This window comes from Sphingomonas mali NBRC 15500 (assembly GCF_001598415.1).
Lineage (GTDB): Bacteria > Pseudomonadota > Alphaproteobacteria > Sphingomonadales > Sphingomonadaceae > Sphingomonas > Sphingomonas mali.
The window spans coordinates 42,134-64,436 of sequence record NZ_BCYX01000024.1 but is presented as its reverse complement, the minus strand read 5'-3'; the positions used below and the strand labels follow the sequence as shown (position 1 = coordinate 64,436).

The following is a 22,303-nucleotide window of genomic DNA, read 5'->3' as shown; positions in this document are numbered from 1 at the left end:
ACCCGAATACCGCCGACGCAAGACCCCCGACATTTGACACCGCCGGGCCGCCGCAGGCGGCCCGACCCCATCCCAGTTCCAACCTCAATGAAAAGGATCGCGCATGTCCGCGCAGAACCCTCCGCTTCGCCTCCAAGTCGTCTCCGACATCATCTGTCCCTGGCGCTTTATCGAAAATCGCCAGCACGGCCTCGAAAGCCGATCATCCCAATCCTGGTTCGGGAGAAATCCAGCGGCTTCTTACCGGCCGCGCAGATAGATTCGGTGCGCGTTTTTGTAATAGATTTTGTCGATCACCGCGCGCGGTAGCCCCAGCCCCTTCACGTCGGCCTTGATTTCGTCGACCCGTTGCGACTGCGGCGTCGCTAGGTAGCGCCAGTCGGAACGCCAAGCGTGATCGACTTCGGTCGCTAGATTGTCGAGATTGACCGGCGGATTCTCGACCGGCTTGCTCGGATCCGGCGGATTGTCGGCGACGTCGGTGCCATACATCAACCGATCCTGGTATTTGATGAAAAAGGCGCGGACTTTCTCGTAATCCTGGTTCGACTGATATTGAATCTGGGTCATGCGCGCGGCGAGATCGACGTTAGCATTGGGGAAGCGGTCGAGGAAAACCGCCAGCCGGTCGACGCTCCATTCCAGGCTCGCCATATGCGCCCCGACGAACGACAGCTTGGGATGAAAGGCGACGAAACGGTCCCGCGCCGCCATCAGCATCTCATAGCTCGGCTCTTCGGGGTGTAAGTACATGTAATATTGCGGATGATCGCGGAAATAGCCGCGATCATTGTCGGTCGTCATCTTGTCGAGCGGCAGCCAGCAATTGAGCGGCTCGCCCTGATGCGCGATCAGCGGAATGCCGATCTTCTCGATATGCGCCATGACGGCGTCGAAGCGTGGATCGTCGAGGAAGACGCGCTTGCCGTCCTTGTCCTTCACGACCATGCCGATATTCTTCCACACCTTGACCGCGACCGCGCCCTTGGCGACCGCGGCGTCGATCGTGGCGATCGCGCGCTCGCTCCAACCCGGCTCGCCGAACCCATCCATCGAGAATGCCGTGGCAAAGTGGAAGATCTTCGGATCCTGCGCTTCATGCTCCTCGGCCGCCTTCGCCTGCAACTTCAGCGGAGGAAAATCGGGATAGTCCACGTTGATCGACAGCAGCTCGAAACCGTCCTTGCGCGCGATGTCGATGAAGGCGGTCCGCGCGACATTGTCATGCACATGCGCATCGAATTTGGGGACACGGGCAAAATCGGCCTCGCTATAGGTTGCCTGACGGCTAGCCTGCGCCTGCGCCTGCGCCTGCACCGGCTGGGCGTAAGCCGCCACCAAGGACAGCATCGACGCCGCTATCAAGCTACCGTGCAACCGCATAACCCCTCCTTTGAATTCAATATGAAATGAAATATACCAACTCCATAAAGCCTAGCATTATCAGACGATGGGGTGCAAACCGTTTTGGATATGTTTCATTTTATACTTGATTTTCATCGAGGGGTGATACGCCGCCCCTCGACGGCAAAAGGAGAAAGGCACAGGCGCTCGCAGTCCTGCTGGGGGCCGCCCGTTCCGCCATCACCGAAAGAAAACGCATGGAGCGATCCACGCTTTGCCGCTAGAAATCGCGCAGGAGGCATGATGCGGGATACAAGTCGGCGACGTCAGGAAATCATCGGGATGCTGCAGGACCAGGGCAGCGTCCAGGTGCATTCCCTGTCCGAGCAGTTCCAGGTTTCCACCCAGACGATCCGCAAGGACCTGGCGTTCCTCGAGGCGCGCGGCGTTTCCGTGCGCTGTTATGGTGGCGCCGTCGCGGCGGGCGTGATCGGCGTGGCCGATGAGGACCCGGTCGACACCAAGCGCGTCCTGCACATGTCCGAAAAGGAACGGATCGGCCGCCTTGCCGCCTCGATGGTGAAACCGGGCGAGGCGATCATCCTCGATTCCGGCACGACGACTGCGCAGATCGCACGCTTCCTGCCCGACGATACCGACATCGTCGTCGTGACCAACGACGCCGATATCCTGGGCCAGCTGGTCCACAAGAAGAATATCGAGATCGTCCTGCTCGGCGGCCGGTTGCGTCGCAAGAACATGGCATTTTACGGCGGGCAGACCGAGGCGGCGCTCGACAGCCTGCAGGTCGACAGGCTGTTCCTCGGCGTCGACGGTATCGATCTCCAGCGCGGCATCACCACGCATTTCGAGGCCGAGGCCGCGCTCAATCGCAAGATGGCTAGCGTCGCCCGCGAAGTCGTTGCAGTGACCGATAGCAGCAAGTTCGGCCGCACGTGCCTTCACCGCATCATGGGCCTCGAGGAAGTGAACGTGCTGATCACCGACGCCGGCGCGCCCGAAGACAGCCTGGATCAGGCAAGCAAGCTCGGCTGTCAGATCCGCATCGCCTGAACCGCGAGGCGGCGCCTGCCCTTGGCCGCCGGCAGAGATGGGGCGGACCGGATCGACCGGACCGCCCCTGACGCCGATCGTCAGAACCCGAAGCGCACCCCGGCGGTGAAGGTCCGGCCATACGCGGTATAGCCGGCGCCGACGCTGCTGCCCGTGCCGACCGCGCCCGACGCCCAGACGATGTTGCGGTCGCCGTTGAGATAGGTCCGCACGATCGAATTGGTCAGGTTGCGTCCCTCGACATACAGTTTGATCCGCTTGGTGATGTTGAACGACGCGGTCGCGGTCACCCAGTCATAGGCGCTGGCGATCGCGGGGATGCCATCGACCTCGGTGAAGTTCGCATAGACGAACGAGCTCGAATGATCCCAGGACACGCTGAGCGAGATCGGACCCTTTTCATAGAACGGATTGATCGACCAGGTGGTCGGCGAGACGCCCGCTTCCTGCCCGGCATCCTGGCCGTTGATCGTCGTCTGGCTCCAGGTGTGGGTGAATTGCGCGCGGATGCCGAAGCCGTTCTTCAGCATGTGCTGCCAGCTGAACTCGACGCCGTAGATCTTGGCGTCGTCGCCGTTGATCGGCTGGACCACGCTGTACAGCAACGGCGCGCAGGGCTTGCCGTTGAAACAGCCGACCGCGCCGATATCGACATTGTTGACCTCGACCGAGGTGATGTCGTTGCGCAGCTTTTTCCCGAACAGCGCGACCGACACCATGTCATTGCGATGATAATACCATTCGAGCGACGCGTCGGCCTGCCACGACTTGATCGGTTTCAGGTTCACGTTGCCGCTATAGCTGACGACGTAATCCTGGTTGCTGCTATTGTCGGTCTGGGTCGGTGCGAACTGGTTGAGGTTCGGCCGCGCGATCGTCTCGGCGACGGCCAGGCGCAGGTGAAGATTGTCGGTGAAGCCGTAATTGAAGTTCATAGACGGCAGCGGGATCGTATAGCTGCCGTGTGCCGAGATCGGCGTCGCGTCCGAATATTCGACCACCGCGGAGGCGGTCGGATTGGCGGTATCGGCGACGGTGACCGAAATAATCTTGTTGATCGCGGTCGAGGCGGTGGTCTGCGTATTGACCAGACGCAGGCCGATATTCCCGTTCCAGCGGCGCCCGCCGAACGTGGCCTCGATATAGCCGGACAAGGTGCGCTCGCTGACGACGTACGAGTTCACCGCGTTGAATTGCGGCAAGGTGTCGGCGAAATTATAGACGCCCGTGCCCGACGTATAGTTCGGAGTGCCGTCGAGCGACTTCAGCCCTGCGAGCAAACTCTGGGCATTGATCGCCAGCATGGTGGTCGGGAAGCTGCCGCCGGCACCGGAGAAGAAGTTGGGGAAATTGAATGTCGAGATGACGTTCTGGCCCATCGACCCAAAGGTGATCGGCCCCGGCTGGCCGGGCATGGTGTTGTAGAGCGAGCTGTATTGACTGGACCCGTTGGTCCAGTCGTTGCTGACGTCGCGCCGCGACTTCGACCGCTTGAGATAGGCGCCACCGAAGCTGATGCTCTTCAGGATGCTGTTGTCGACCGTGTAGGTGCCGTCCAGCTTGGCTCCGGTGACCGTGTCCTTGATCGAGAAACCAGACAGCCCGTCATAATGCGTGCTCCACAGATTCTGGTTGTCGAGCTTGCCCGAGGCGAGCGCGGTCGCATAGTCCGACCCGTCCGGCAGCGTGACGCTGATGTTCGGCATCGCGTTCGGATTGGCCGAGAAGGTCAGGGTGTTCTGGTTGTAGGGAGTCGGTGAGACGAGCCCTGCGGTCAGGAAGGTGTCGGTCCCGCCCTCCGGCCTGTTCGCCTGCGAGCGATAGGCGTCGGCACGGAACGACAATTTCGACGATGCATCCCACTGGACATTGGCGCCGATCAAATAGGTGTCGACGACGCGGTGGATCGTCTGGTTGACCAGTTCCGGGGTGAAATTGTTGGTCGTGAACTTGGTGATGAATCCGTTCTGGACCGTGACGTTCGACCATTCGGGCGTGCCGTTCTGGTCATAAGTGAATCCTGGGAAATAGGACTGGTTGTACGCCACCTGCGGATCGTTCAGCTTGGTGTACATGCCGTCGACGGTGACGTGCAGGTTGCTCGCCGGACGCCATTCCAGCGTCCCGGTCAGCGCGAACCTCTTCTTGCGGTCGACCACCGAACCGAACTGGATGCAGCACAGGCCGACAACCGGCTGCGCATTGGCGGGCGGCGGTGAATCGGGCGTCGGCCCGACCGGCCAGACGCCAGGGCTGCTGGAATCCCAGGACGAGTAATTTAGCGCGTCGGTGCGGAACTTCTGGTCCGACCATACCACCCCCAGCAGCGCACCGAACGTGCCCGAGTTGTTGGTGTCGCTGATGAAGCCGGACACCTTGTAGCCGCCATAGCGCGACATCTGGTTGAAATTGCCCTCGGCGCGCGCGGCGATGTGGAAGCCGGTATGATCGAACGGCCGCGCCGACCGCAGGTTGACGGTGCCGCCGATACTGCCCTCGGTGGCGCTGGCCTGGGGCGACTTGAGCACGTCGGCCCCGGAAATCACGTCCGAAGGCAGGATGTCGAAGGCGAAGTCGCGGCCATCGTCGTCGGTCGCCAGGATGCGGTCGTTGAGCGTCGTGATATTGTATTGCGAGCCGAGACCGCGGACGCTGACATACTGGCCTTCGCCGCCCGTCGTGCGGTTGATGGTGATGCCCGTGATATGTTGCAGCGAGTCGGCGACGTCGCTGTCGGGGAAGCGGCCGAGCTCAGTCGCGTTGACCGAATCGAGTACGACGGTCGCACTGCGCTTGATCTCGACCGACTTGTCGAGGCTGCCGCGGATGCCGGTGACGACGATATCGTTTGCCGCGCGATCCGCCGCGGCGGTATCCGACAGAGTGTCCGGCGACGATTGGGGCTGAGCCTGCGGCGGAGTCTCGGGCTGGGTTTGGGCCATTGCCGCCACGGGAATCGATGCCAGCGCCACGGCGAGGATGCTGGCATTGGTACGCAGAAGAAGACGTGAGGCCATGATTATCCCCTCAATCAGCCGTAAATTTCACTATGTTTCATTCTGTGATCGGTTTTTGCACAACGCAACCCCTTTTTGTCATATTATGGCAATGCGTCGGCTGAAACCGCATTGGTAGCGGGTCTTTCCTGTCGGCTGCACCTTCCATTTTTCACCATAGAATCAACGTTCTGTTATCTAATTTGGCTGGCGCCGCATGCGTTTAAACCCTCCCCGTCGCGCCGAGTTAAAACGAAACAAAACGAGTGAAGCGGGCTCGTTTTCGTTTGCTTATCATCCGGACCCTGTGCAAACTCGTCTCGAACGCGCCCGTAGAAAACCGGGCGGCGAAGCGGCGAGGAACCAATGGCACGCGCCACACTGACACGCAGATCGACGCTGACCGGCCTGCTATGCGGCACGACAGCGGTGATGACAGGGCTGATACCATCGGTCCCGGCGCTGGCCTTCACCGGCGCGACGGCAACTGCCTCGGACGGCATCCTGACGATCGAGTTCGACGGCGCACTCCGATCGCGGCTGTCGCGCGAAGGACGGCAGCTGACCGCGTTCGAGAGCGCGGAGGGTGTACGGCTAGCCGACGGGTCGGTTCTCGACCGATTCGTGCTGCTTGGCGATAGCGGGGCTACACCCGTCGATGTCCGCGGCGGCGGCCGCCGCCACACCCTGCGCGGTGTGGCCGAGGGGCGGCTCGAAAAGCGTATCGACCTGGTGTTCCACCCCTCGCTGCCAGGCTCGGCGCTGATGACGGTGCAGTACCGCAATCTCGGCAAGACGCCGCTGGTGATCGCGGCCTGGTGGTCGGCGGCGCATCTGCTGCTCGCGCACCCCGAGGGCGCCTGGACCTTTTCGGGCGCGTCGCATCCCGATCGCCGCGACTGGGTGCAACGCGTCCGGCACGATTTCCAGCAGCGCAATTACATGGGCATGAACGGCTCCGATTATGGCGGCGGCACGCCCGTGGCGGCAGTATGGCGCCCCGACGTCGGGCTGGCGGTCGGGCATGTCGAGACCGTCCCCAGGCTAATCGCGTTGCCGGTGGCGTCGCAGCCGGGCGGCACGCGGATCGCGATCGAGGGCGACCAGCCGATCCTGCTCGCACCGGGCGAAAAGGTGACCCTGCCCGAGACCTTCATCATGGCGCATCGCGGCGACCATTTCGCGCCGCTGGACGCCTATCGCCGGATCATGGCCGAGCGCGGGCTCGCTGCCCCCGCGATCCCCGAATCAAGCTATGCGCCGATCTGGTGCGCCTGGGGCTATGAGCGCAACGTCACCCCCGACCAAGTCTATGGCACGCTCGACAAGGCGAAGGCGGTCGGGTGCGAATGGGCGGTGCTCGACGACGGCTGGCAAAAGGCGATCGGCGACTGGGTCGCGGACACCAGCCGGTTTCCCGGCGGCGATGCGGACATGAAGGCGATGGCGGACCGCATCAAGACCTATGGCATGCGGCCCAAATTGTGGATCTCGCCCTTGTCGGCGACCCCGGCCAGCGACCTGATGCGCGACCATCGCGACATGCTGCTGCTCGACGCCAGCGGCGCTGCGCAGAATGTGAGTTGGTGGAACAGCTACACCTTGTGCCCGGCCTATCCGCCGACGGTCGAGTATTTCAAGACCGTCATGCGGCGGATCGTCGGCGACTGGGGGTTCGAAGGCCTCAAGATCGACGGTCAGGACCTCAACGGGGTCGCCCCCTGCTACAACCCAGCGCACAATCACAAGCGGCCCGAGGAATCGGTCGAGAAGCTGCAGGATTTCTGGAAGGCGATCTACGATACCGTGATCGGCATCAACCCGAACGCCAATGTCGAAATCTGCCCGTGCGGCGATTCCTTCGCCTTCTTCAACATCCCCGCGATGAACAATACGCCGGCGTCCGATCCTGAATCGTCGTGGCAGGTGCGCCTCAAGGGCAAGACTTTCAAGGCGATCATGGGCCCGTCGGCGCCGTATAGCGGGGACCATGTCGAATTGAGTGACGGCGGCGACGATTTCGCCTCGACCTATGGGATCGGCGCCATCCCCTCGACCAAGTTCACCTGGCCCAAGGACACCGACAAGCCCAACGACAAATTGCCGCCGGGCGGCTTCGTACTGACTCCCGACAAGGAACGGCTGTGGCGCAAGTGGATCGCGCTCTACCGCCGCAACATGCTGTCCAGGGGGCAGTATCTCGGGGAACTCTATGACATCGGCTTCGACAAGCCCGAGGGGCATGTCGTCGCGGCCGACGGCAAGCTGCATTATGCCTTCTATGCCAAGACCTGGACCGGGCCGATCGAATTGCGCGGGCTCGGCAAGGAATCCTACCGGCTGACCGACAGCTTCACCGGCGCGCCGCTCGGCACCGTCAGCGCCGCCAGCAACAAGATCAACGCCAGTTTCGAGCGCTTCCTCGTCATCGAGGCGACCCCCGCAGGAGATGCCGCATGACCGCCACCCCCGCCCCGGCCGGCCGCGCCTGGCTATTCCACGCGCTGGTCACCGTCGTCCTGTGGGGCATCTGGGGTGCCTTTTCAGATCAATCGTCCAAGCACGGCTTTCCCGACACCCTGGTCTATTGCGTCTGGGCGCTGACAATGATCCCGCCCGCGTTCATCGCGCTGCGCATGAGCGGCGGCAAGCTCGAGCGGAGCTGGCGCGCGATCGCTTATGGCATGGCGGTCGGGCTGCTCGGGGCCGGTGGACAGATGGTGCTGTTCTATGCGGTGACGCGTGGACCGGCCTATTTGATCTTCCCCATCATCTCGCTGTCGCCGCTGGTGACGATCGTCATGTCATACGCCTTGCTCGGAGAGCGTACCGGCAAGCTCGGTCTGGCCGGTATCGCGCTGGCGCTGATCGCGCTGCCGATCTTCAACTACACTCCCGCCGACGGCGCCGCGACCACCGGGTCGACCTGGTTCGTCCTCGCGCTGATCGTCATGCTCTGCTGGGGCGTACAGGCCTATTTCATGAAATCGGCCAACAACCACATGTCGGCCGAGGGCATCTTCTTCTACATGATGATCGCCGGGCTGCTGCTGGTGCCGGTGGCGTGGTTCCTCACCGACCGCTCGCGCCCGGTGAACTGGGGCTGGGACGGCCCGGCGCTCGCCGCCGGGATCCAGGTGCTGAACGCGATCGGCGCGCTCACCCTCGTGTTCGCCTTTCGCTACGGCAAGGCGATCATCGTCGCGCCGCTGTCCAATGCCGGCGCGCCGCTCGCCACCGCAATCATCTCGCTGATCGCGCTCGGCGTGATGCCCGATACGCTCAAGATCGTCGGCCTCGCACTTGCGCTCGCCGCCTCGGTGCTGCTCGCGATCGAACCGGATACGGCCGGTGAAACGCCCGACGCGGCCGAACCGGCGGCGATTTAAATTTCATTATGCATCATTTTCTTGTGTTTCATTTTCTTTCAGTGTACGCAGTTTGCTCATTCGAGGAGCAATCATGAAAGCAATTCGCGCCCTCGTCGCTGAGCACAAAGCGGGCAAGCGCGTCGGCATCACCTCCGTATGCACGGCGCATTCGCTGGCGATCGAGGCGACGCTGCGTCACGCGCTGGCGCACGACGCGCCGATCGCGCTGATCGAGGCGACATCCAATCAGGTGAACCAGGATGGTGGCTATACCGGCATGACGCCGGTCGATTATCGTGCGTTCGTCTCTGCCATCGCGGACCGGGTCGGCTATCCCCGCGCGCGGCTGGCGCTCGGCGGCGACCATCTCGGCCCCAACGCCTGGACCCGGCTCCCCGCCGAAGAAGCGATGGCCAAGGCCGAGATCATGGTGCGCGACTATGTCGCCGCGGGTTTCGGCAAGATCCATCTCGACTGTTCGATGAGCTGCGCCGACGATCCGGTACCGCTGCCCGAACGCGCCATCGCCGAGCGCGCCGCGCGGCTGTGCGCAGCCGCCGAGGCTGCCTATTCGGGCGATCCCGACGATGCGCCGAGCTACATCATCGGCACCGAGGTCCCCGTGCCGGGCGGTGCGGCCGAAGACCTCGATGAACTCGCTGTCACGACGCCCGACGCGGCACTGGCGACGATCGCGATGCACCGCGACCTGTTCGCCGGGCTGGGCTTGTCGGGCGCCTGGGACCGGGTCATCGCCACCGTCGTCCAGCCCGGCGTCGAGTTCGACCACGACAAGGTGGTCGACTATCTGCCTGAAAAGGCGACCGCGCTGAGCAAGGCGATCGAGCCGGTCGACCACATCGTGTTCGAAGCGCATTCGACCGACTACCAGACGCCAGCCGCGCTCGCCGCCCTGGTCCGCGATCACTTCGCGATCCTCAAGGTCGGGCCGGGCGTGACCTTCGCCTTGCGTGAAGCCCTGTGGGCGCTCGACGCGATCGAACGCGAGACGGTGACGCCTGAGCGGCGCGCCAATCTGCGCGATGTCGCGATCGCGCGGATGCATGCCGAGCCGGGCAATTGGTCCAAATATTATCACGGCAGCGGCGCGGGGCTCGATTTCCAGCTCAACTACAGCTTCAGCGACCGTATCCGCTATTACTGGCCCGACAGTGCGATCACCGCCGCGCAGGACAAATTGTTCGCCAATCTGCGCGAGACCGTGCCGCCGCTGCCGCTGGTCAGCCAATACCTCCCCATCGCTTTTGCCGCGCACCGCGCCGGCCGCACCACGCTCGACCCCGTCGACCTGGTCGCGGCCCATATCGGCGCGACGCTCGACGCCTATCATGGAGCCTGCCATCCCAATGTCTGACCTCAACGCTGCTCCCAAGGCGGCAGTCGACGGCGCCGAACCCTGGACGCGCCGCGAAATCTTTCAGCAGGCCGCCACGCTGCGGGCGACCCAGGCCCTGCTCGTCGCCGAGCAAGGCGCGATCGAGGCGTTCGTAGCGCCGTTGCTTGCGAAGCCTGACCTGCGCATCGTGCTGGCCGGCGCCGGCACCTCGGCGTTCATCGGCGAATGCCTCGCCGCGACGCTGGCGCAGGCGACGGGACGGCGGGTCGACGCGGTGCCGACCACCGACATGGTCAGCGCGCCCGAACTCTATCTCGAAGCGAATACGCCCACCCTGCTGGTGTCGTTCGGCCGGTCGGGCAACAGCCCGGAGAGTATCGCGGCGATCGATCTGGCCGATGCCCGCGTCGCCGACGTCCACCATCTGATCATCACCTGCAACGCCGATGGCGCCTTGGCCAAGCGGCGCGGAGACGATGCCTGTGTCGTGGTGCTGCCCGAGGCGACGCACGATCGCGGCTTCGCGATGACATCCAGCTTTTCGGCGATGACCTATGCCGCACTGGCGATCTTTTCGGGGATTGCCGCGCTCGGCGACCGCAGCGAACGGATTGCGCAAGCAGTCGAGGCGGTCCTGGCCGACACCGAAACCGCCATGGCGGCGCTCGCCACGCGCGGGTTCGAGCGCGTCGTCTATCTCGGTAGCGGTCCGTTCCAGGGACTGGCGCGCGAAGCGGCGCTGAAACTGCTCGAGCTCACCGACGGCGGACTGGTGACGATCCATGACTCGACATTGGGGTTCCGCCACGGCCCGAAGACGATCGTCAATGACCGCACCTTGGTGGTGGTGTTCGTCTCCAACGACCCGCTCACGCGCGCCTACGATCTCGATTTGATCGCCGAGCTGCGCGCCGACAAGGTGGCGGGCGCCGTGCTGGCGGTGTCGGCGCAGGACATGGCGGGCGAGACGCTGACGGTGCGCGGGCTGGAGGCGGCACGCGATAGCGACCTGCTGTTTCCCTATATCGTGCCCGCGCAGCTCTTCGCGCTCCACGCCTCGCTCGACCGCGGCCTGACGCCCGACACGCCGAACAAGGCCGGGACCGTCAGCCGCGTCGTCCAGGGCGTCCGCATCCACAGCGCCGGCGCATGAGCACACCCCGCTATTTCCTCGGCGTCGACGGCGGCGGCACGAAGACCGAGTTCGTCTGCATCGACGGCGCCGGCGAAATCGTGGCGCGGCAGATCGAGGGCACAACCTATCATCTTCAGGTCGGGCTCGACGGCGCGGTCCAGGCGATCGAGTCTGGGATCGCCGGCATCTGCGCGCAGATCGGCATCGAACCAGGCGCTCTGGCTTTCGCCTTCTTCGGGCTGCCCGCGTTCGGCGAGGACAAGGCGATCGACCCGTTGCTCGACCGGCATTGCCACCGCTTGCTCGGCCATGATCGCTATCGCTGCGGCAACGACATGATCTGCGGCTGGGCGGGGTCGCTCGCCTGCGCAGACGGTATCAACCTCGTCGCCGGCACCGGGTCGATCGGCTATGGCGAGCGGCAAGGCCGGGCCGCGCGGGTCGGCGGCTGGGGCGAGATATTCAGCGACGAGGGATCGGCCTATTGGATCGCGATCCAGGGCCTCAACGCCTTTACCCGGATGAGCGATGGCCGCTTGCCGAAGGGCCCGCTCCACGGTGCATTCCGCCGCCGGCTCGATCTCGACGACGATCTCGACATTTGCGCCAAGATTATGGGCGAGCAAGGCCTGGCGCGGGACGAGATCGCTGGGCTAGCCCCGGTAGTCGCCGAAGCAGTGGCGGCGGGCGACCCCGCCGCGATCGCCATCCACGATCGCGCCGCTGACGAACTCGCGGCGATGGCCGAGGCGTTGCGCGCGGCGCTCGGCTTCGGTGCGGACGAGGAAGTGCCGCTGTCGTGGTCGGGCGGCGTGCTCGCCAACGATGCCTCGATCCGGGCGCGGCTCGAAGCTCGGCTGCAGCAATATGCGCCGTATCGATTCGTCGCGCCGCAGCATTCCCCGGCTTACGGCGCGGCGCTCTATGCCGCGCACCAGGTAGGCGAGACGCCGGCCTGAGCGGCCATCCAGCAGCAAGAGGGGCCGGCCATGCAGTTCAAGATTCTAGCGCTTTCCACGGTCGTGCTGGTCTCGTCGCTGTCCGCAGCACTCATCCGCGCCGCACCGCCCACGTCTGACCCGCAGGTCGATATCACCAGCCCAGCCGATCGCAGCCGCCTCCCCTGGCAATCGCAGGGCAGCTACGCGGTCACCATCAGCTATGACGGCAAGTCGACGAGGTTCGACGAGATCCCCTCGAGCGACGTGCTGCTCGCTACCTCTTTCGTTCCCGACACCGACGCGCCTGCCGCGCGCCGCGCCGCGCCGCTTCCCCAGGCGCTGGCCGACATCACCCGGTCGAATTGCATGGGCTGCCACGATTTCAACGCGAGTTCCGGCGGCCCTTCCTTCGCGGCGATCGGCAAGCGCTATGCCGGCCAGCCCGCTGCTGCCGCGACTCTCGCCGCGCACATCAGGGACGGATCGCGCGGCGCCTGGGGATCGGGCAGCATGCCGCCGCACCCAGACCTCGCCCCGGCGCAGGCCGGCGCGATCGCCAACTGGATTCTCACCCACGGCACCGATCCCGCGGTCCGCTATTATGTCGGCAAAAGCGGCAGCTTCCGGATGATCACGCCCGGCAAGCCTGGGCCGCGCGCCGGCCTCGTGCTCAGCGCCTATTACACCGGGCCTCTGACGAGCGGCGGCACGCGCAACGCCGTCGGACGCAATGTGGTGGTGGTGATGGGAACGGGGTCCTGACCCGGAACGGATTGAAGGGGCAAGCGATGGAACGGCGCACCTTTCTGAAGACGGTCGCGGCCGGCCTCGGCGCCTCGATGATCGGGAGCGAGGCCCTCGCCCAAACCGCGCCCGGCTCCCGACCCGCCAAGAAGGTCGTCGTTGCGGGTGCCGGCATCACCGGGCTGTGCTGCGCCTATGAACTGATGCAGCGCGGCATCGATGTGACGGTGCTCGAGGCGTCGGGCCGCTATGGCGGCCATGTCTATACCGGCCATGACGGCCTCTCGGACGGCCTGTTCGCCGATTACGGCGCCGATCACCTGACCAATCCTGGCTACGAGCAATTCTTCCGCTACGTCGACGCGTTCGGGCTGAAGGTCGTGCCCTACCCCAATGCCGAGGGATCGCCGCTACCCGCGAACAACGGTCAGATGACGATGATCGGCGGCAAGTTCTACAGCGAGACGATGCTCGCCGACCCCGCGACGCAGCGCGCGCTCGGGTTCAACGACCGCGAGATCGCCTTTCTCGCGTCGCATCCCTGGTACGAGCTACCCGCCCTCTTTCTCGCCGATCACCTCGCGCGCTTCCACGATGCGAGCGGGCCGTTCGGCAATGGCTGCGACGATCTCGATGCGATCGATCTCGATGCGCTCTATGCCAGGCAGGGTGCGTCGCAGCGGGCGCGCGACTATCTCGGCGGGCAGCACGTCAACGCGCTCTACGGCGTGTGGCGTCTCGCGGTGATGCTGGATCGCGGCATCCCGCTTTCCGAGGGCGAGACCTTCCACCTGGAAGGCGGCAACGAGGAAATGCCGAAGGCCTTCGCCGCCCGGCTCGGCGCGCGGGTGAAGCTCGCTCATCCGATCACCGCGATCCAGCGCGACGCGACGGGCGTGACCGTGTCCTACACGGCCTATGGCCGCGACGAGCCGCAGACGGTGCGCGCCGATTATGTGGTCAATTGCATCTCGCTGCCGGTCTTCCGCCGCATTCCGGTGACGCCGGCGCTGTCGCCGGCGAAGCAATATGTCGTCGACAATTTGACCTATAGCTCGCACCCGTTCTTCGTCTTCGAGGCGGAGACGAAGTTCTGGCTCGACGACGGTTTCCAGACGCTCGCCATGTCGTTCGAGCATCCCGACATCTCGCAGATCTGGGTGGTGCCCGAGACCGCCAAGTCGAGCCGCGTGATCCTCAAGGCGTTCGGCCCGGCGGGCGTGTCGCCGCAACGCGTGCTCGCCGCCTTCCGCGAGCTCTATCCGGGGAAGCGCGATACGATCGTCCAGGCGCTGACCTGGGACTGGAGCAAGGACCCGTTCGCGCCGACCTGCGAGATGGAACCGTTCGCGCCCGGCACGCTCAAGCAATTCTGGCCGGAAATCATGAAACCCGACGGCCGCCTCTATTTCGCGGGCACCTATGCCGATGCGCTGAGCCGGGGAATGGAATCATGCGTCCGATCGGCGGCGCGCGTCGCTCAGGAGATCGCCGATGCCTGACCTCAAGCGCCGCGATTTCTTCAAGGCGGGCGCCGGATTGGCCGCTGCAGGCTTCGCTCCGCGAGCCAGCGGCGCGGACTATCTCGAGCATGTGTGGGGAGGTTACGATTGGGGCAGCGGGCCGCCCGTTCCCGACCGGCTCAATCAGGGGCCGTTTACCAATTATGGCGCCGACGCCAACGCGCCCGGCGGCGAGGTCGGCATGGCGACCTCCCCCTCGCGCGAGATCGTGCCCAATTACGGCATGGGCCTGACCGCTTATGTCTCGGGCGATACCGGCCCGCCGCGCCTGCCCGGCCAATCGCTCGAACGGTCGATCGAGGACATCGTCAAGCTGCCCTTCACGCAGAAGGTCTATATCCGCCCGAACTGGCGCGAGGTGCAGACCCGTCCAGGCAAGCTCGACCTGCCCGATTGGTGGCGGATCACCTTCGACCTCGCGCGGCAATATGGCAAACGGGTCGGCTTCCGCATCATGCTCGAGAATCCGGATTTCGCCGAGCCCGGCATGCCCGACTTCCTGATGGAAAAGGTGCCCTACGTACCGCTCAAGGGCAGCTGGAAGGGCGACACCTCGCAGGTCCGCTATCGCAAGAAGCATGCGATGCCCCGCTACGACCACCCGGCCTATCAGGCCGCGTTCGGCGAGCTCAACGCGCTGCTCGCCGACCAGTATAACGGCAGCCCCGACATCGAATATATGGACACGATGATGTACGGCTTCTGGGGTGAAGGACACACCTGGCCGTTCGAGGGCAATTACTTCCCGAGCAATCTTGCCGCCGAGCAGACCTGGCTCAAGATGCTCGAAACCCAACTCGCCTGCTGGACAAAAACGCCGCTCGTCACCAACACCCAGCCCGATTTCAACAATGTCGGCAATGCCGCGATGCTCGACCGCACGGTGCGCAGCGCCAATTGGATTCGCAGCGACACTATCTTCATCGAGACGACGCAGATCGAGGCGCTGAGCAACCGCCCCGCCTGGGCCGCGGCGGTCAGCGAGGTGCCGATGACGACCGGCGATCCGGATCAGCTCGGCATGGTCGACGGCGTCACCCACAACGAACAGGTCGCCGCGCACGTGCTCGCGGTCGGCGCGAATTATTGGTCGATCTGGAACTGGCACGACGAGTCTGCCGCGCACGTCCTCAGTTATTACGACAAATTTCCGGAGATCATCGATCATGCGGCGCGGCGGATCGGTTATCGCGTCTATCCAGCCTTCATTTGGCCCTTCGAACGCGATGGCGGACGCGGCGTGGTGATCGGCCTGGCCAATGACGGCGTCGCGGGTGTACCCGGCGTGCTCAGACTGACGCTCAACGACGACAAGGGTGTCACGCTGGCCAGCGGCTGCCTCGATCCGGGCTTCCCCAAACCGACCGGTATTCGCCAGGCGATGCTGACCTGGTCCGGCGACACCGACTGGATCGGACTGCGGCTGATCGCCGAGCTGGAGGTGAAGGGCGTGCGATATCCCGTGCGTTGGGCATGCCGGCAGACACTCAACCCGGACGGGTCGCTGACCCTGCGACGAAATCTTCGGTCCTTCTGATCGTTTCCAGGCTCGACATCGCCAATCCTGACTTGCCTCTCGCGCCTTGGTCTCGAGCCATCGCCCAGAGACGAGTCCGCGCTAGACCGACAGCGCCGCCAGCCGGTCTCTGATTTCGCCAGCCCCCTCGGAAAGGACCGGAATCCCGCGCAGTTTGGCGGGTTCTGTTGCCGATCCCATGTGCGCTGGTGCGCGCTTATAAATTTGCGACCCGACGAAATTTCACGCATCCACATCGCCGCAGAGCGGGTCAGCAATAGCAACCAACGATGATGTGTTGGGGCGCGTCCTGACAAGCAAGTGAGGACGCGCCCGATTACCACTCCAACTCTACGATTCGTCAATAATCCCAGAAGGCGGGCACCCAGCGAAAGCGATCGCCGTTGAGGGCGACATGGCCGACCGACGGGAACGGCATATGGGTTGCCACGAGCAATTCGCCGCTCGCTGCGGCTTCCTGCAGCATGCGAATGCGAACGCGAACCGACTCCTCCGGATCGTGTTCGAACCCGTTGTGCCAGTCGGGATGGTCGAACGCGACGGGGAACACGATGTCACCGGCGAAGGTCAGCCGCTCTTCTCCGGCCGTTACGGTAATCACGCTGTGGCCGGGCGTGTGGCCGCCGGTGCGCCGGGCAACGACGCCGGGGGCAACCTCATGCTCTTCCTCGAAGGTATGCAGCTTATTGTGATACTGGTCGAGGAACTGCTTGGCGGTCGACCGGAGGACCTCCGGAACCGGATCCGGCATATCGGTTTGCGAGAAGTCTGGCGCCGCCCAGAAATCGACCTCGGCGGCGGCAACGTGAATCCGCAGGTCCGGACGCAACCGACTCTTCACGTCGTCGCCAAGTAGCCCGCCGACATGGTCCATGTGCATATGTGTGAGGACCACATCGGTCACCGATCCCAGATCGATGCCGGCGGCCTCGATCCGGCGAAGCGACTGACCGGCACGCGGAAAGCCGTCGAACTGCCCGCCCAGACCGGCGTCAATGAGAATGGTTTGATCGCCGCTGCGCACCACCAGCACGTTCAACGCCCAGTCGAATGCGTCCGGACCGAGGAACATGTCCTTGAACCATGCCTCGCGCTCGGCGGGATCGACGTTGGTCGACATGGTTTCAGTAGGCAGCGGCAGCACGCCGTCGCTGATCACGAGCACCTCGATGTCGCCGATCCGCAACGCATAGCGTGACGGGACCAGTTCGTCGGAATCCGGTCCAACGGGGTTTATAATATTGTCCGGCTTCATGTTTCTAACCTCCTGATCACGATCTCAAGCGCGTCTTTGCGCGGCATCGAGAAAGCTAGGTCGCACCGTGTTTGCGGTCGATTGGGGTCGAGGCAGTGACCAAACCATACGAGGGTATAGGTCGCGCCACCCATAATGCCGGGCACCGCGAACCGGACACCACCGAAGGGTAGTGTCGCGCCTCCCAACGCGCCGGCGGTCACCGCGTCCGATCCGGATCAACAGCGCCTTTTCGCGCCGTGCGAACGCTTCGGCCAGATCGACATATTTGCTCAGACAGTCCGGATTCGCCATGGCGGCGGGGTCGATTACTTCGGTCAGTGATCGCCTTTCGAACGGGCGCTTAATGGGCAGCTCCTGCCTCTTCATCGAGAGCGTCCGGGGGATTGCCTGGACGATGTAGACACGATCCGGAACAAAGCGCGGCGACAGCGTTGCCCGGATCGCTTCGGCTATGCGCGTCGTGAGCTCCGGCTGCGAGCGGGACGGCGCCGGATCGTGCCGCACAATAGTTCGGTTCGGTGGCGTCTGGCCCGATCCACGAACCTTCCATATTGGCAAGAAATGTCGCGGGCGCCTGCGTGACGCAGAATCGAGCGTGGATGCAGCGTTTCTCGTCAAACGTGATCGTGACGTGGCGTCCCTCGACCGTCTCTGCCCCGTCGCTAGGCCTGGCTGAAGGAGGAGCCGGCGGATGCGCCGGCGGCGGCACGCAGCCGACCGAGCAGATCGTGCAGCACCTTGGCGGCGCGCTGGCAGCGCGGATCCGCTTGATCGGTCGCATCCGCCGCCGCCGCCAGTTCTTCCATCCGCTCGAGATAATATCGCCGCGCGCTCGATCCCGGAGGCAGCGGAGCAGTATCGCGCAAAGCCGTGAAAGAGATCCCGGCATGGCAGTGCGGATTGGATGGCCCCGCCGGCAGACGCGCGGCACGCTCCGCGAGCGGCGTGAGCGCCTGCATCAGGCCGACCGCCGTCCCGACATAGAGCAATTTGTCACTGTCGCTCGACGGCAGCGCATAGACCTCGGCGAGCAGGCGCAGCATCAACGCATAAGCCGCGTTTGCCAGGTCGATCGTCGCCACCGCTTCGACATCTTCGATCCACACGCGCCCCTCGGGCTGTGGCGGGCGCCGTAAAACGGGATTCACTGCAGCGGGGTGCGCGGGCGAGAAGTCGGGGTTCTTGGCCTTGAGCGCCTTGAATTCCTCGCGGATCGCTCTGAACCGCTGGAAGTGCGAGTTGTCGCGATCCGCCGGCGCGCCTTCGCCTTCGATGATGATGGTCTCGATCGCCGCCAGGGCGCTTTCGATATGCATGACCGGCCGAGCGCCGACCAGGCGGATCTCGGCCGGACTCAACTGCAAGGCGGGATCGCCGCAAAACACGGCCGCCTCGCCGATCTGATCGACGAACTGGCGCAGGTTGCCGCTGATCTCCTCATAGAATTCGCCGACGGTGCGATAATCGTAACCGGTCGGCGTAAGCCGCAACCCCGGGATCGCCCGTGTCAGGTTGGCCGGGCTTTCGAAGCCCGGGCCATCGGGCTCATCCGACCCCTCCGGCCGTTCCAGATAGATGAAATGCTGGATCACCGCTTCGTTGAACGGTGCCAGCCGGACAACCAGTCCCGCAGGCAGATAACCGGGATCGAGCGGAAAGTTCGCTCGGCCAAGATGCGGAGCCCCGCCCAATGCCGCGGTAATGTTCCAGACCGCCACCAGGTGGCTCATCTCGTCGATCGCCACGCCCAGGATCGCGCGGCGCCATCGTGCCACCGCCTCGGCCTCTTCCGCCGTCAACCCCTCCCCTTCGCCATCACGCAGGCTGAATGCGGCGTAGAGATAGGTGCACATCAGGCAATGTTCGATTTCCGCCGCTTCATAGAGGGCGTGCATGATCTTTTCCCGGCTGACCGCCGGTAGCAGGGTATCCTGGGCCATTTCTTTTCCTCGTTTAGGAGGGCCGTATGGGCCGAGGCTCGGCAGCGTTATTTCGCGCCGGCGGCTTCCTCGATCATCGCTGCAACTTCGGCTGGGTGCGAGACCATCAGCGCGTGCGATGCTCCGGCAATGGCGACGGTGTCGCGTGCGTGAGCGCGCTCGGCCATGAACTTCATCACCGCAGAGGGAATGTTGCGGTCCGCGGTGCCGTAGATCACGTAGGAAGGGAGCGTTTTCCAGCTGGCAATCCGCGACGGTTCGCCCAGCGCGGAGAGCGTTATTGGGCGTTGGCTAGCCGCCATCAACGCTGCCTTCGCGGCGGGGACGTCGGCGGCGAATTGCGTGTGGAACTTGTCGGTCTGGATGTAGAGATCCTCGTCGCCGCCGGGCAACGCGATGCTGGTCAGGCTGGTGCCGAGCGTGCTCCCAGGGAATTTTGCCGAAAGCGAAAGGCTGGATTCGCCGACCTCCGGCGCGAAGGCCGCGACATAGACCAGCGCAGCGACATTGACATTGCCGGTCGCCGCTTCGGTGATCACCGGCCCGCCATAGGAATGACCGACCAGCACGACCGGACCGTGGATCGACTTGACGATCCGCGAAACCGCGGCGGCATCGCTGGCAACACCGCGCAGCGGGTTGGCGGCAGCGACGACCCGATAGCCGTCCTTATTAAGCTGGGCGACGACGGGGTCCCAGCTCGACGATTCGGCGAACGCGCCGTGCACCAGCACGATCGTAGGCTTTTCCGGCCCGGATCTGTCTCCGGCGGTGGCGATGCCGGGATGGGCGAGAGCGACGGCGAACAGAAGAGTGCCGAAAAGAGAAATGCGCATGTGCGCCTCCGAATGATGGTTGGGATGGTGGGATGGTCGGTTCGGCGTAGCTCAGATCGCCCGGATCCCGGCCCAGGCTGGCTGAAGGCTGTCGCGCAGCCAGTCGTCGAGCCCGTGCGAGGCGATCGACGCTCCGGGACCGGGAAGAAGCGAGCGTTCGCTCAATTCCGCGCCGAAATATCGCGCATGAACGTCGGCAATGATGCGGCGGCCGTCCTCGTAGGCAGTGGCGATTTCCACCGCGACCTCGTTGAGGCGCAATCGCTCGGTGCCGGCGATCTCCAGCACGGCATTTGCCGGTGCCGATGCCAAGGCGGCGGTCAGCGCGCCGGCGACGTCTTCGGCTGCAACCGGCTGAACCAGCGCTGGCGATACCGTGATCTCGCGAGCCGTTCCCTCCTGCACGACATCACGGATGAATTCGAAGAACTGCGTCGAGCGCAGGATGGTGAAAGGAAGGCCCGAGGCCCTGACGAGTTGCTCCTGCAACCGCTTCGCGCGAAAATAGCCGCTCGCCAGTCGGTCGACGCCGACAACCGACAAGGCGACATGGTGCCGCACGCCGGCGGCACGCCCAGCGGCCAGGAGGTTGCGGCCCGACGTCTCGAAAAACCGTAAGGCGTCGGCCTCCTCGAGCGACGGGGAATTGGAGACGTCGACCACGGCCCCCGCGCCCTCCAATGCCTTCGCCAGCCCGACACCGGTCACCGAGTCGATGCCGAAAGTCGGCGACGCCTCCACGACATCCCGGCCGGTCTGCCGCAACGTCCTCACCAGCTTGCGACCGATGCGGCCGCTGGCGCCCAGCACCACGATCTTCATTTCAAGGCCTCGAAGGACGAGATGTCGATCAGGTTGCGAGCATTGGGCAGCCCTTCTTCCGACAATGCTCGCTGAACCGAAGGGCGTTCGGCGACGCGCTCGAAATAGCCGCGCATTTGGGGGGAAACCGTGATGCCGAGTGCACCGGTCCAGCGCAGCATGGCGAACAGATAGGCGTCCGCTACCGTGAAGCGCGGCCCGAACAGATAGAGTTCGTTGATTTGCTCCGAGATGATGTCGAGTAGCTTCGCCACCAGATCCGCCGCGGTCGCTTTCTCCGCGTCATCGCCAGAATCCCACAGCGGCCTGAACGCGACGTGCAATTCGGTGGAAAGCCAGGACAGGATTTCGAGCAGCCGCGTGCGCCCCAACGGGCCTCCCGGCCCGAGGGCGGGGTCGCGATCGGCGATGAACTCCAGGACGGCGATGTTTTCGGTGATGGCGCTCCCGTCGTCGAGCGCCAGCAGAGGGACGTACCCTCTCGGGTTGATCGAGAGGTAATCGTATCCCTGCTCGGTGATCTTCGTCTTCAGGTCGACCCGCTCGAACTCCGCAACGAGCCCGGCTTCGTGAAGAGAGATGCGGCCAGCAAGGCTGCAGGCGCCCGGGGCGAAGTACAGTTTCATCGACGTGACTCAACTCGAGGAGATGTGGGTACCGCGGAGCCGCCCGCCGCCAACGGCGCGGCGATCGCCGGCAACCGCAGCGCAATCGTCGTGCCGATGCCGGGCTCGCTGTCGATCGCGATCGTTCCGCCGGCCTCGCGGACGAAGCGTTCGACCATCGGCAGCCCGATGCCACCCAGCCCGTCGCTCTTCGTCGTGAAGAAGGGATCGAAAACGCGCGCGATGGTAGCCCGCGACATGCCTATGCCGTCATCCAGGACGCGTAGCTCGACCTCGCCGTGCGCGAGCGCCCGCGCGTCGATCCCGACGATCCCGTTGCCGCCCATGGCGTCCCGGGCATTCAGGACGAGGTTCAGGACTGCCCGCCGCAATCCGACCGGGTCGCAGCGGACCGCCGGCAGATCGTGCGCGATATTCAGGTCGAGAATGAGTCCGGGCTCGTCCATCGCCTCGACCAGCGTCACAACATCGGCAAGGCATACGGCGACGTCGCTTTGCAGGGCCGCCATTGCCTGGTCGCGCAGGTGACCGACATTCTGCCGGACGATCGCGCCGGCATGCTCCAGACAGAGCCGGGCGCGATCCAGAATCGAGCCGGCATCCGCAGGCGTCATAAGAGGTGAGCGCCCGACGATGTTGATCGCAGCAGACGCGATCTGGATCAGATTCCCGAGATCGTGAACGATACCGGCGGCGGCGATCCACGCTGTCCCGCCTGCGCCGGCCGCGGGTTCGCCTTCGCCCGAACGGAAATAGTCCGGATTGGCGGGCGCGGACATCTGATGTGGTTTCACGACCT

Annotated in this window: 17 protein-coding genes; 9 read left to right on the top strand and 8 right to left on the bottom strand. The window is 64.5% G+C overall.

What is annotated here, in order from left to right:
• Positions 1-240 precede the first annotated feature (240 nt).
• Positions 241-1,350 carry an amidohydrolase family protein gene (locus SMA01S_RS16460; RefSeq protein ID WP_066824805.1) on the bottom strand — a complete coding sequence of 370 codons (1,110 nt, stop codon included), beginning with the start codon at positions 1,348-1,350 and terminating at the stop codon, positions 241-243.
• Between the two features lie 297 nt (positions 1,351-1,647).
• Between SMA01S_RS16460 and agaR the strand changes: the two genes are divergently transcribed.
• Positions 1,648-2,418: a transcriptional repressor AgaR gene (gene agaR / locus SMA01S_RS16455; protein WP_066824802.1), complete on the top strand. Its 771-nt coding sequence runs from the start codon at positions 1,648-1,650 to the stop codon at positions 2,416-2,418.
• A gap of 80 nt (positions 2,419-2,498) precedes the next feature.
• On the opposite strand, the gene SMA01S_RS16450 is transcribed toward agaR, so the two are convergent.
• Complete coding sequence (locus tag SMA01S_RS16450) at positions 2,499-5,435, bottom strand: TonB-dependent receptor (RefSeq protein WP_066824787.1); 2,937 nt, start codon at positions 5,433-5,435, stop codon at positions 2,499-2,501.
• 345 nt (positions 5,436-5,780) lie between these two features.
• Here SMA01S_RS16450 and SMA01S_RS16445 point away from each other — a divergent pair, with 345 nt between their 5' ends.
• The 8 genes from SMA01S_RS16445 (at position 5,781) to SMA01S_RS16410 (ending at position 16,022) form a co-directional block, all read left to right on the top strand.
• Entirely contained in the window at positions 5,781-7,874 is a 2,094-nt protein-coding gene (locus tag SMA01S_RS16445; protein ID WP_066824785.1) for a glycoside hydrolase family 36 protein, read from the top strand.
• The gene (locus SMA01S_RS16440; RefSeq protein ID WP_066824782.1) at positions 7,871-8,803 is read left to right on the top strand and encodes a DMT family transporter; all 933 of its coding nucleotides are present in this window, start codon (positions 7,871-7,873) and stop codon (positions 8,801-8,803) included. Before SMA01S_RS16445 ends, SMA01S_RS16440 begins: the two co-directional genes overlap by 4 nt.
• A gap of 73 nt (positions 8,804-8,876) precedes the next feature.
• Positions 8,877-10,160, top strand: a complete 1,284-nt coding sequence (locus tag SMA01S_RS16435; protein WP_066824779.1) for a D-tagatose-bisphosphate aldolase, class II, non-catalytic subunit — start codon at positions 8,877-8,879, stop codon at positions 10,158-10,160.
• A complete protein-coding gene (locus SMA01S_RS16430; protein ID WP_066824776.1) occupies positions 10,153-11,295 on the top strand; it encodes an SIS domain-containing protein in 1,143 nt (380 codons plus the stop codon). Before SMA01S_RS16435 ends, SMA01S_RS16430 begins: the two co-directional genes overlap by 8 nt.
• Entirely contained in the window at positions 11,292-12,236 is a 945-nt protein-coding gene (locus SMA01S_RS16425; RefSeq protein WP_066824773.1) for an N-acetylglucosamine kinase, read from the top strand. The genes SMA01S_RS16430 and SMA01S_RS16425 overlap by 4 nt, the downstream gene beginning before the upstream one ends.
• Positions 12,237-12,266: 30 nt before the next feature.
• Complete coding sequence (locus tag SMA01S_RS16420) at positions 12,267-12,980, top strand: c-type cytochrome (RefSeq protein ID WP_066824770.1); 714 nt, start codon at positions 12,267-12,269, stop codon at positions 12,978-12,980.
• 26 nt (positions 12,981-13,006) lie between these two features.
• On the top strand, positions 13,007-14,464 hold the full coding sequence (locus SMA01S_RS16415) for a flavin monoamine oxidase family protein (RefSeq protein ID WP_066824767.1): 1,458 nt from the start codon (positions 13,007-13,009) through the stop codon (positions 14,462-14,464).
• Positions 14,457-16,022 (top strand): hypothetical protein, encoded by a 1,566-nt coding sequence (locus SMA01S_RS16410; protein WP_218016913.1) that lies wholly within the window; start codon positions 14,457-14,459, stop codon positions 16,020-16,022. Before SMA01S_RS16415 ends, SMA01S_RS16410 begins: the two co-directional genes overlap by 8 nt.
• A 340-nt stretch (positions 16,023-16,362) precedes the next feature.
• Here SMA01S_RS16410 and SMA01S_RS16405 read toward each other — a convergent pair whose 3' ends face one another.
• The 6 genes from SMA01S_RS16405 to SMA01S_RS16375 form a co-directional block, all read right to left on the bottom strand.
• Positions 16,363-17,277, bottom strand: a complete 915-nt coding sequence (locus SMA01S_RS16405) for an MBL fold metallo-hydrolase (protein WP_066824764.1) — start codon at positions 17,275-17,277, stop codon at positions 16,363-16,365.
• Positions 17,278-17,942: 665 nt separating this feature from the next.
• Positions 17,943-19,220 (bottom strand): ferritin-like domain-containing protein, encoded by a 1,278-nt coding sequence (locus tag SMA01S_RS16395; RefSeq protein ID WP_066824759.1) that lies wholly within the window; start codon positions 19,218-19,220, stop codon positions 17,943-17,945.
• A gap of 47 nt (positions 19,221-19,267) precedes the next feature.
• Positions 19,268-20,056: an alpha/beta fold hydrolase gene (locus tag SMA01S_RS16390; RefSeq protein WP_066824757.1), complete on the bottom strand. Its 789-nt coding sequence runs from the start codon at positions 20,054-20,056 to the stop codon at positions 19,268-19,270.
• A 51-nt stretch (positions 20,057-20,107) separates the two neighbouring features.
• Entirely contained in the window at positions 20,108-20,878 is a 771-nt protein-coding gene (locus SMA01S_RS16385) for an SDR family oxidoreductase (RefSeq protein WP_066824755.1), read from the bottom strand.
• Positions 20,875-21,504 (bottom strand): glutathione binding-like protein, encoded by a 630-nt coding sequence (locus SMA01S_RS16380; protein ID WP_066824753.1) that lies wholly within the window; start codon positions 21,502-21,504, stop codon positions 20,875-20,877. The genes SMA01S_RS16385 and SMA01S_RS16380 overlap by 4 nt, the downstream gene beginning before the upstream one ends.
• Positions 21,501-22,298 (bottom strand): sensor histidine kinase, encoded by a 798-nt coding sequence (locus SMA01S_RS16375; RefSeq protein ID WP_157093991.1) that lies wholly within the window; start codon positions 22,296-22,298, stop codon positions 21,501-21,503. The genes SMA01S_RS16380 and SMA01S_RS16375 overlap by 4 nt, the downstream gene beginning before the upstream one ends.
• Between the last annotated feature and the right edge of the window lie 5 nt (positions 22,299-22,303).

What these genes read in the sequence shown, in the direction of transcription:
- SMA01S_RS16410 (WP_218016913.1), top strand. Translation starts at nt 14,457, where the DNA reads ATGCCTGACCTCAAGCGCCGCGATTTCTTCAAGGCGGGCGCCGGATTG.
- SMA01S_RS16425 (WP_066824773.1), top strand. Translation starts at nt 11,292, where the DNA reads ATGAGCACACCCCGCTATTTCCTCGGCGTCGACGGCGGCGGCACGAAG.
- SMA01S_RS16380 (WP_066824753.1), bottom strand. Translation starts at nt 21,504, where the DNA reads ATGAAACTGTACTTCGCCCCGGGCGCCTGCAGCCTTGCTGGCCGCATC.
- SMA01S_RS16405 (WP_066824764.1), bottom strand. Translation starts at nt 17,277, where the DNA reads ATGAAGCCGGACAATATTATAAACCCCGTTGGACCGGATTCCGACGAA.
- SMA01S_RS16460 (WP_066824805.1), bottom strand. Translation starts at nt 1,350, where the DNA reads ATGCTGTCCTTGGTGGCGGCTTACGCCCAGCCGGTGCAGGCGCAGGCG.
- agaR (WP_066824802.1), top strand. Translation starts at nt 1,648, where the DNA reads ATGCGGGATACAAGTCGGCGACGTCAGGAAATCATCGGGATGCTGCAG.
- SMA01S_RS16450 (WP_066824787.1), bottom strand. Translation starts at nt 5,435, where the DNA reads ATGGCCTCACGTCTTCTTCTGCGTACCAATGCCAGCATCCTCGCCGTG.
- SMA01S_RS16415 (WP_066824767.1), top strand. Translation starts at nt 13,007, where the DNA reads ATGGAACGGCGCACCTTTCTGAAGACGGTCGCGGCCGGCCTCGGCGCC.
- SMA01S_RS16435 (WP_066824779.1), top strand. Translation starts at nt 8,877, where the DNA reads ATGAAAGCAATTCGCGCCCTCGTCGCTGAGCACAAAGCGGGCAAGCGC.
- SMA01S_RS16445 (WP_066824785.1), top strand. Translation starts at nt 5,781, where the DNA reads ATGGCACGCGCCACACTGACACGCAGATCGACGCTGACCGGCCTGCTA.
- SMA01S_RS16430 (WP_066824776.1), top strand. Translation starts at nt 10,153, where the DNA reads ATGTCTGACCTCAACGCTGCTCCCAAGGCGGCAGTCGACGGCGCCGAA.
- SMA01S_RS16420 (WP_066824770.1), top strand. Translation starts at nt 12,267, where the DNA reads ATGCAGTTCAAGATTCTAGCGCTTTCCACGGTCGTGCTGGTCTCGTCG.
- SMA01S_RS16385 (WP_066824755.1), bottom strand. Translation starts at nt 20,878, where the DNA reads ATGAAGATCGTGGTGCTGGGCGCCAGCGGCCGCATCGGTCGCAAGCTG.
- SMA01S_RS16440 (WP_066824782.1), top strand. Translation starts at nt 7,871, where the DNA reads ATGACCGCCACCCCCGCCCCGGCCGGCCGCGCCTGGCTATTCCACGCG.
- SMA01S_RS16395 (WP_066824759.1), bottom strand. Translation starts at nt 19,220, where the DNA reads ATGGCCCAGGATACCCTGCTACCGGCGGTCAGCCGGGAAAAGATCATG.
- SMA01S_RS16390 (WP_066824757.1), bottom strand. Translation starts at nt 20,056, where the DNA reads ATGCGCATTTCTCTTTTCGGCACTCTTCTGTTCGCCGTCGCTCTCGCC.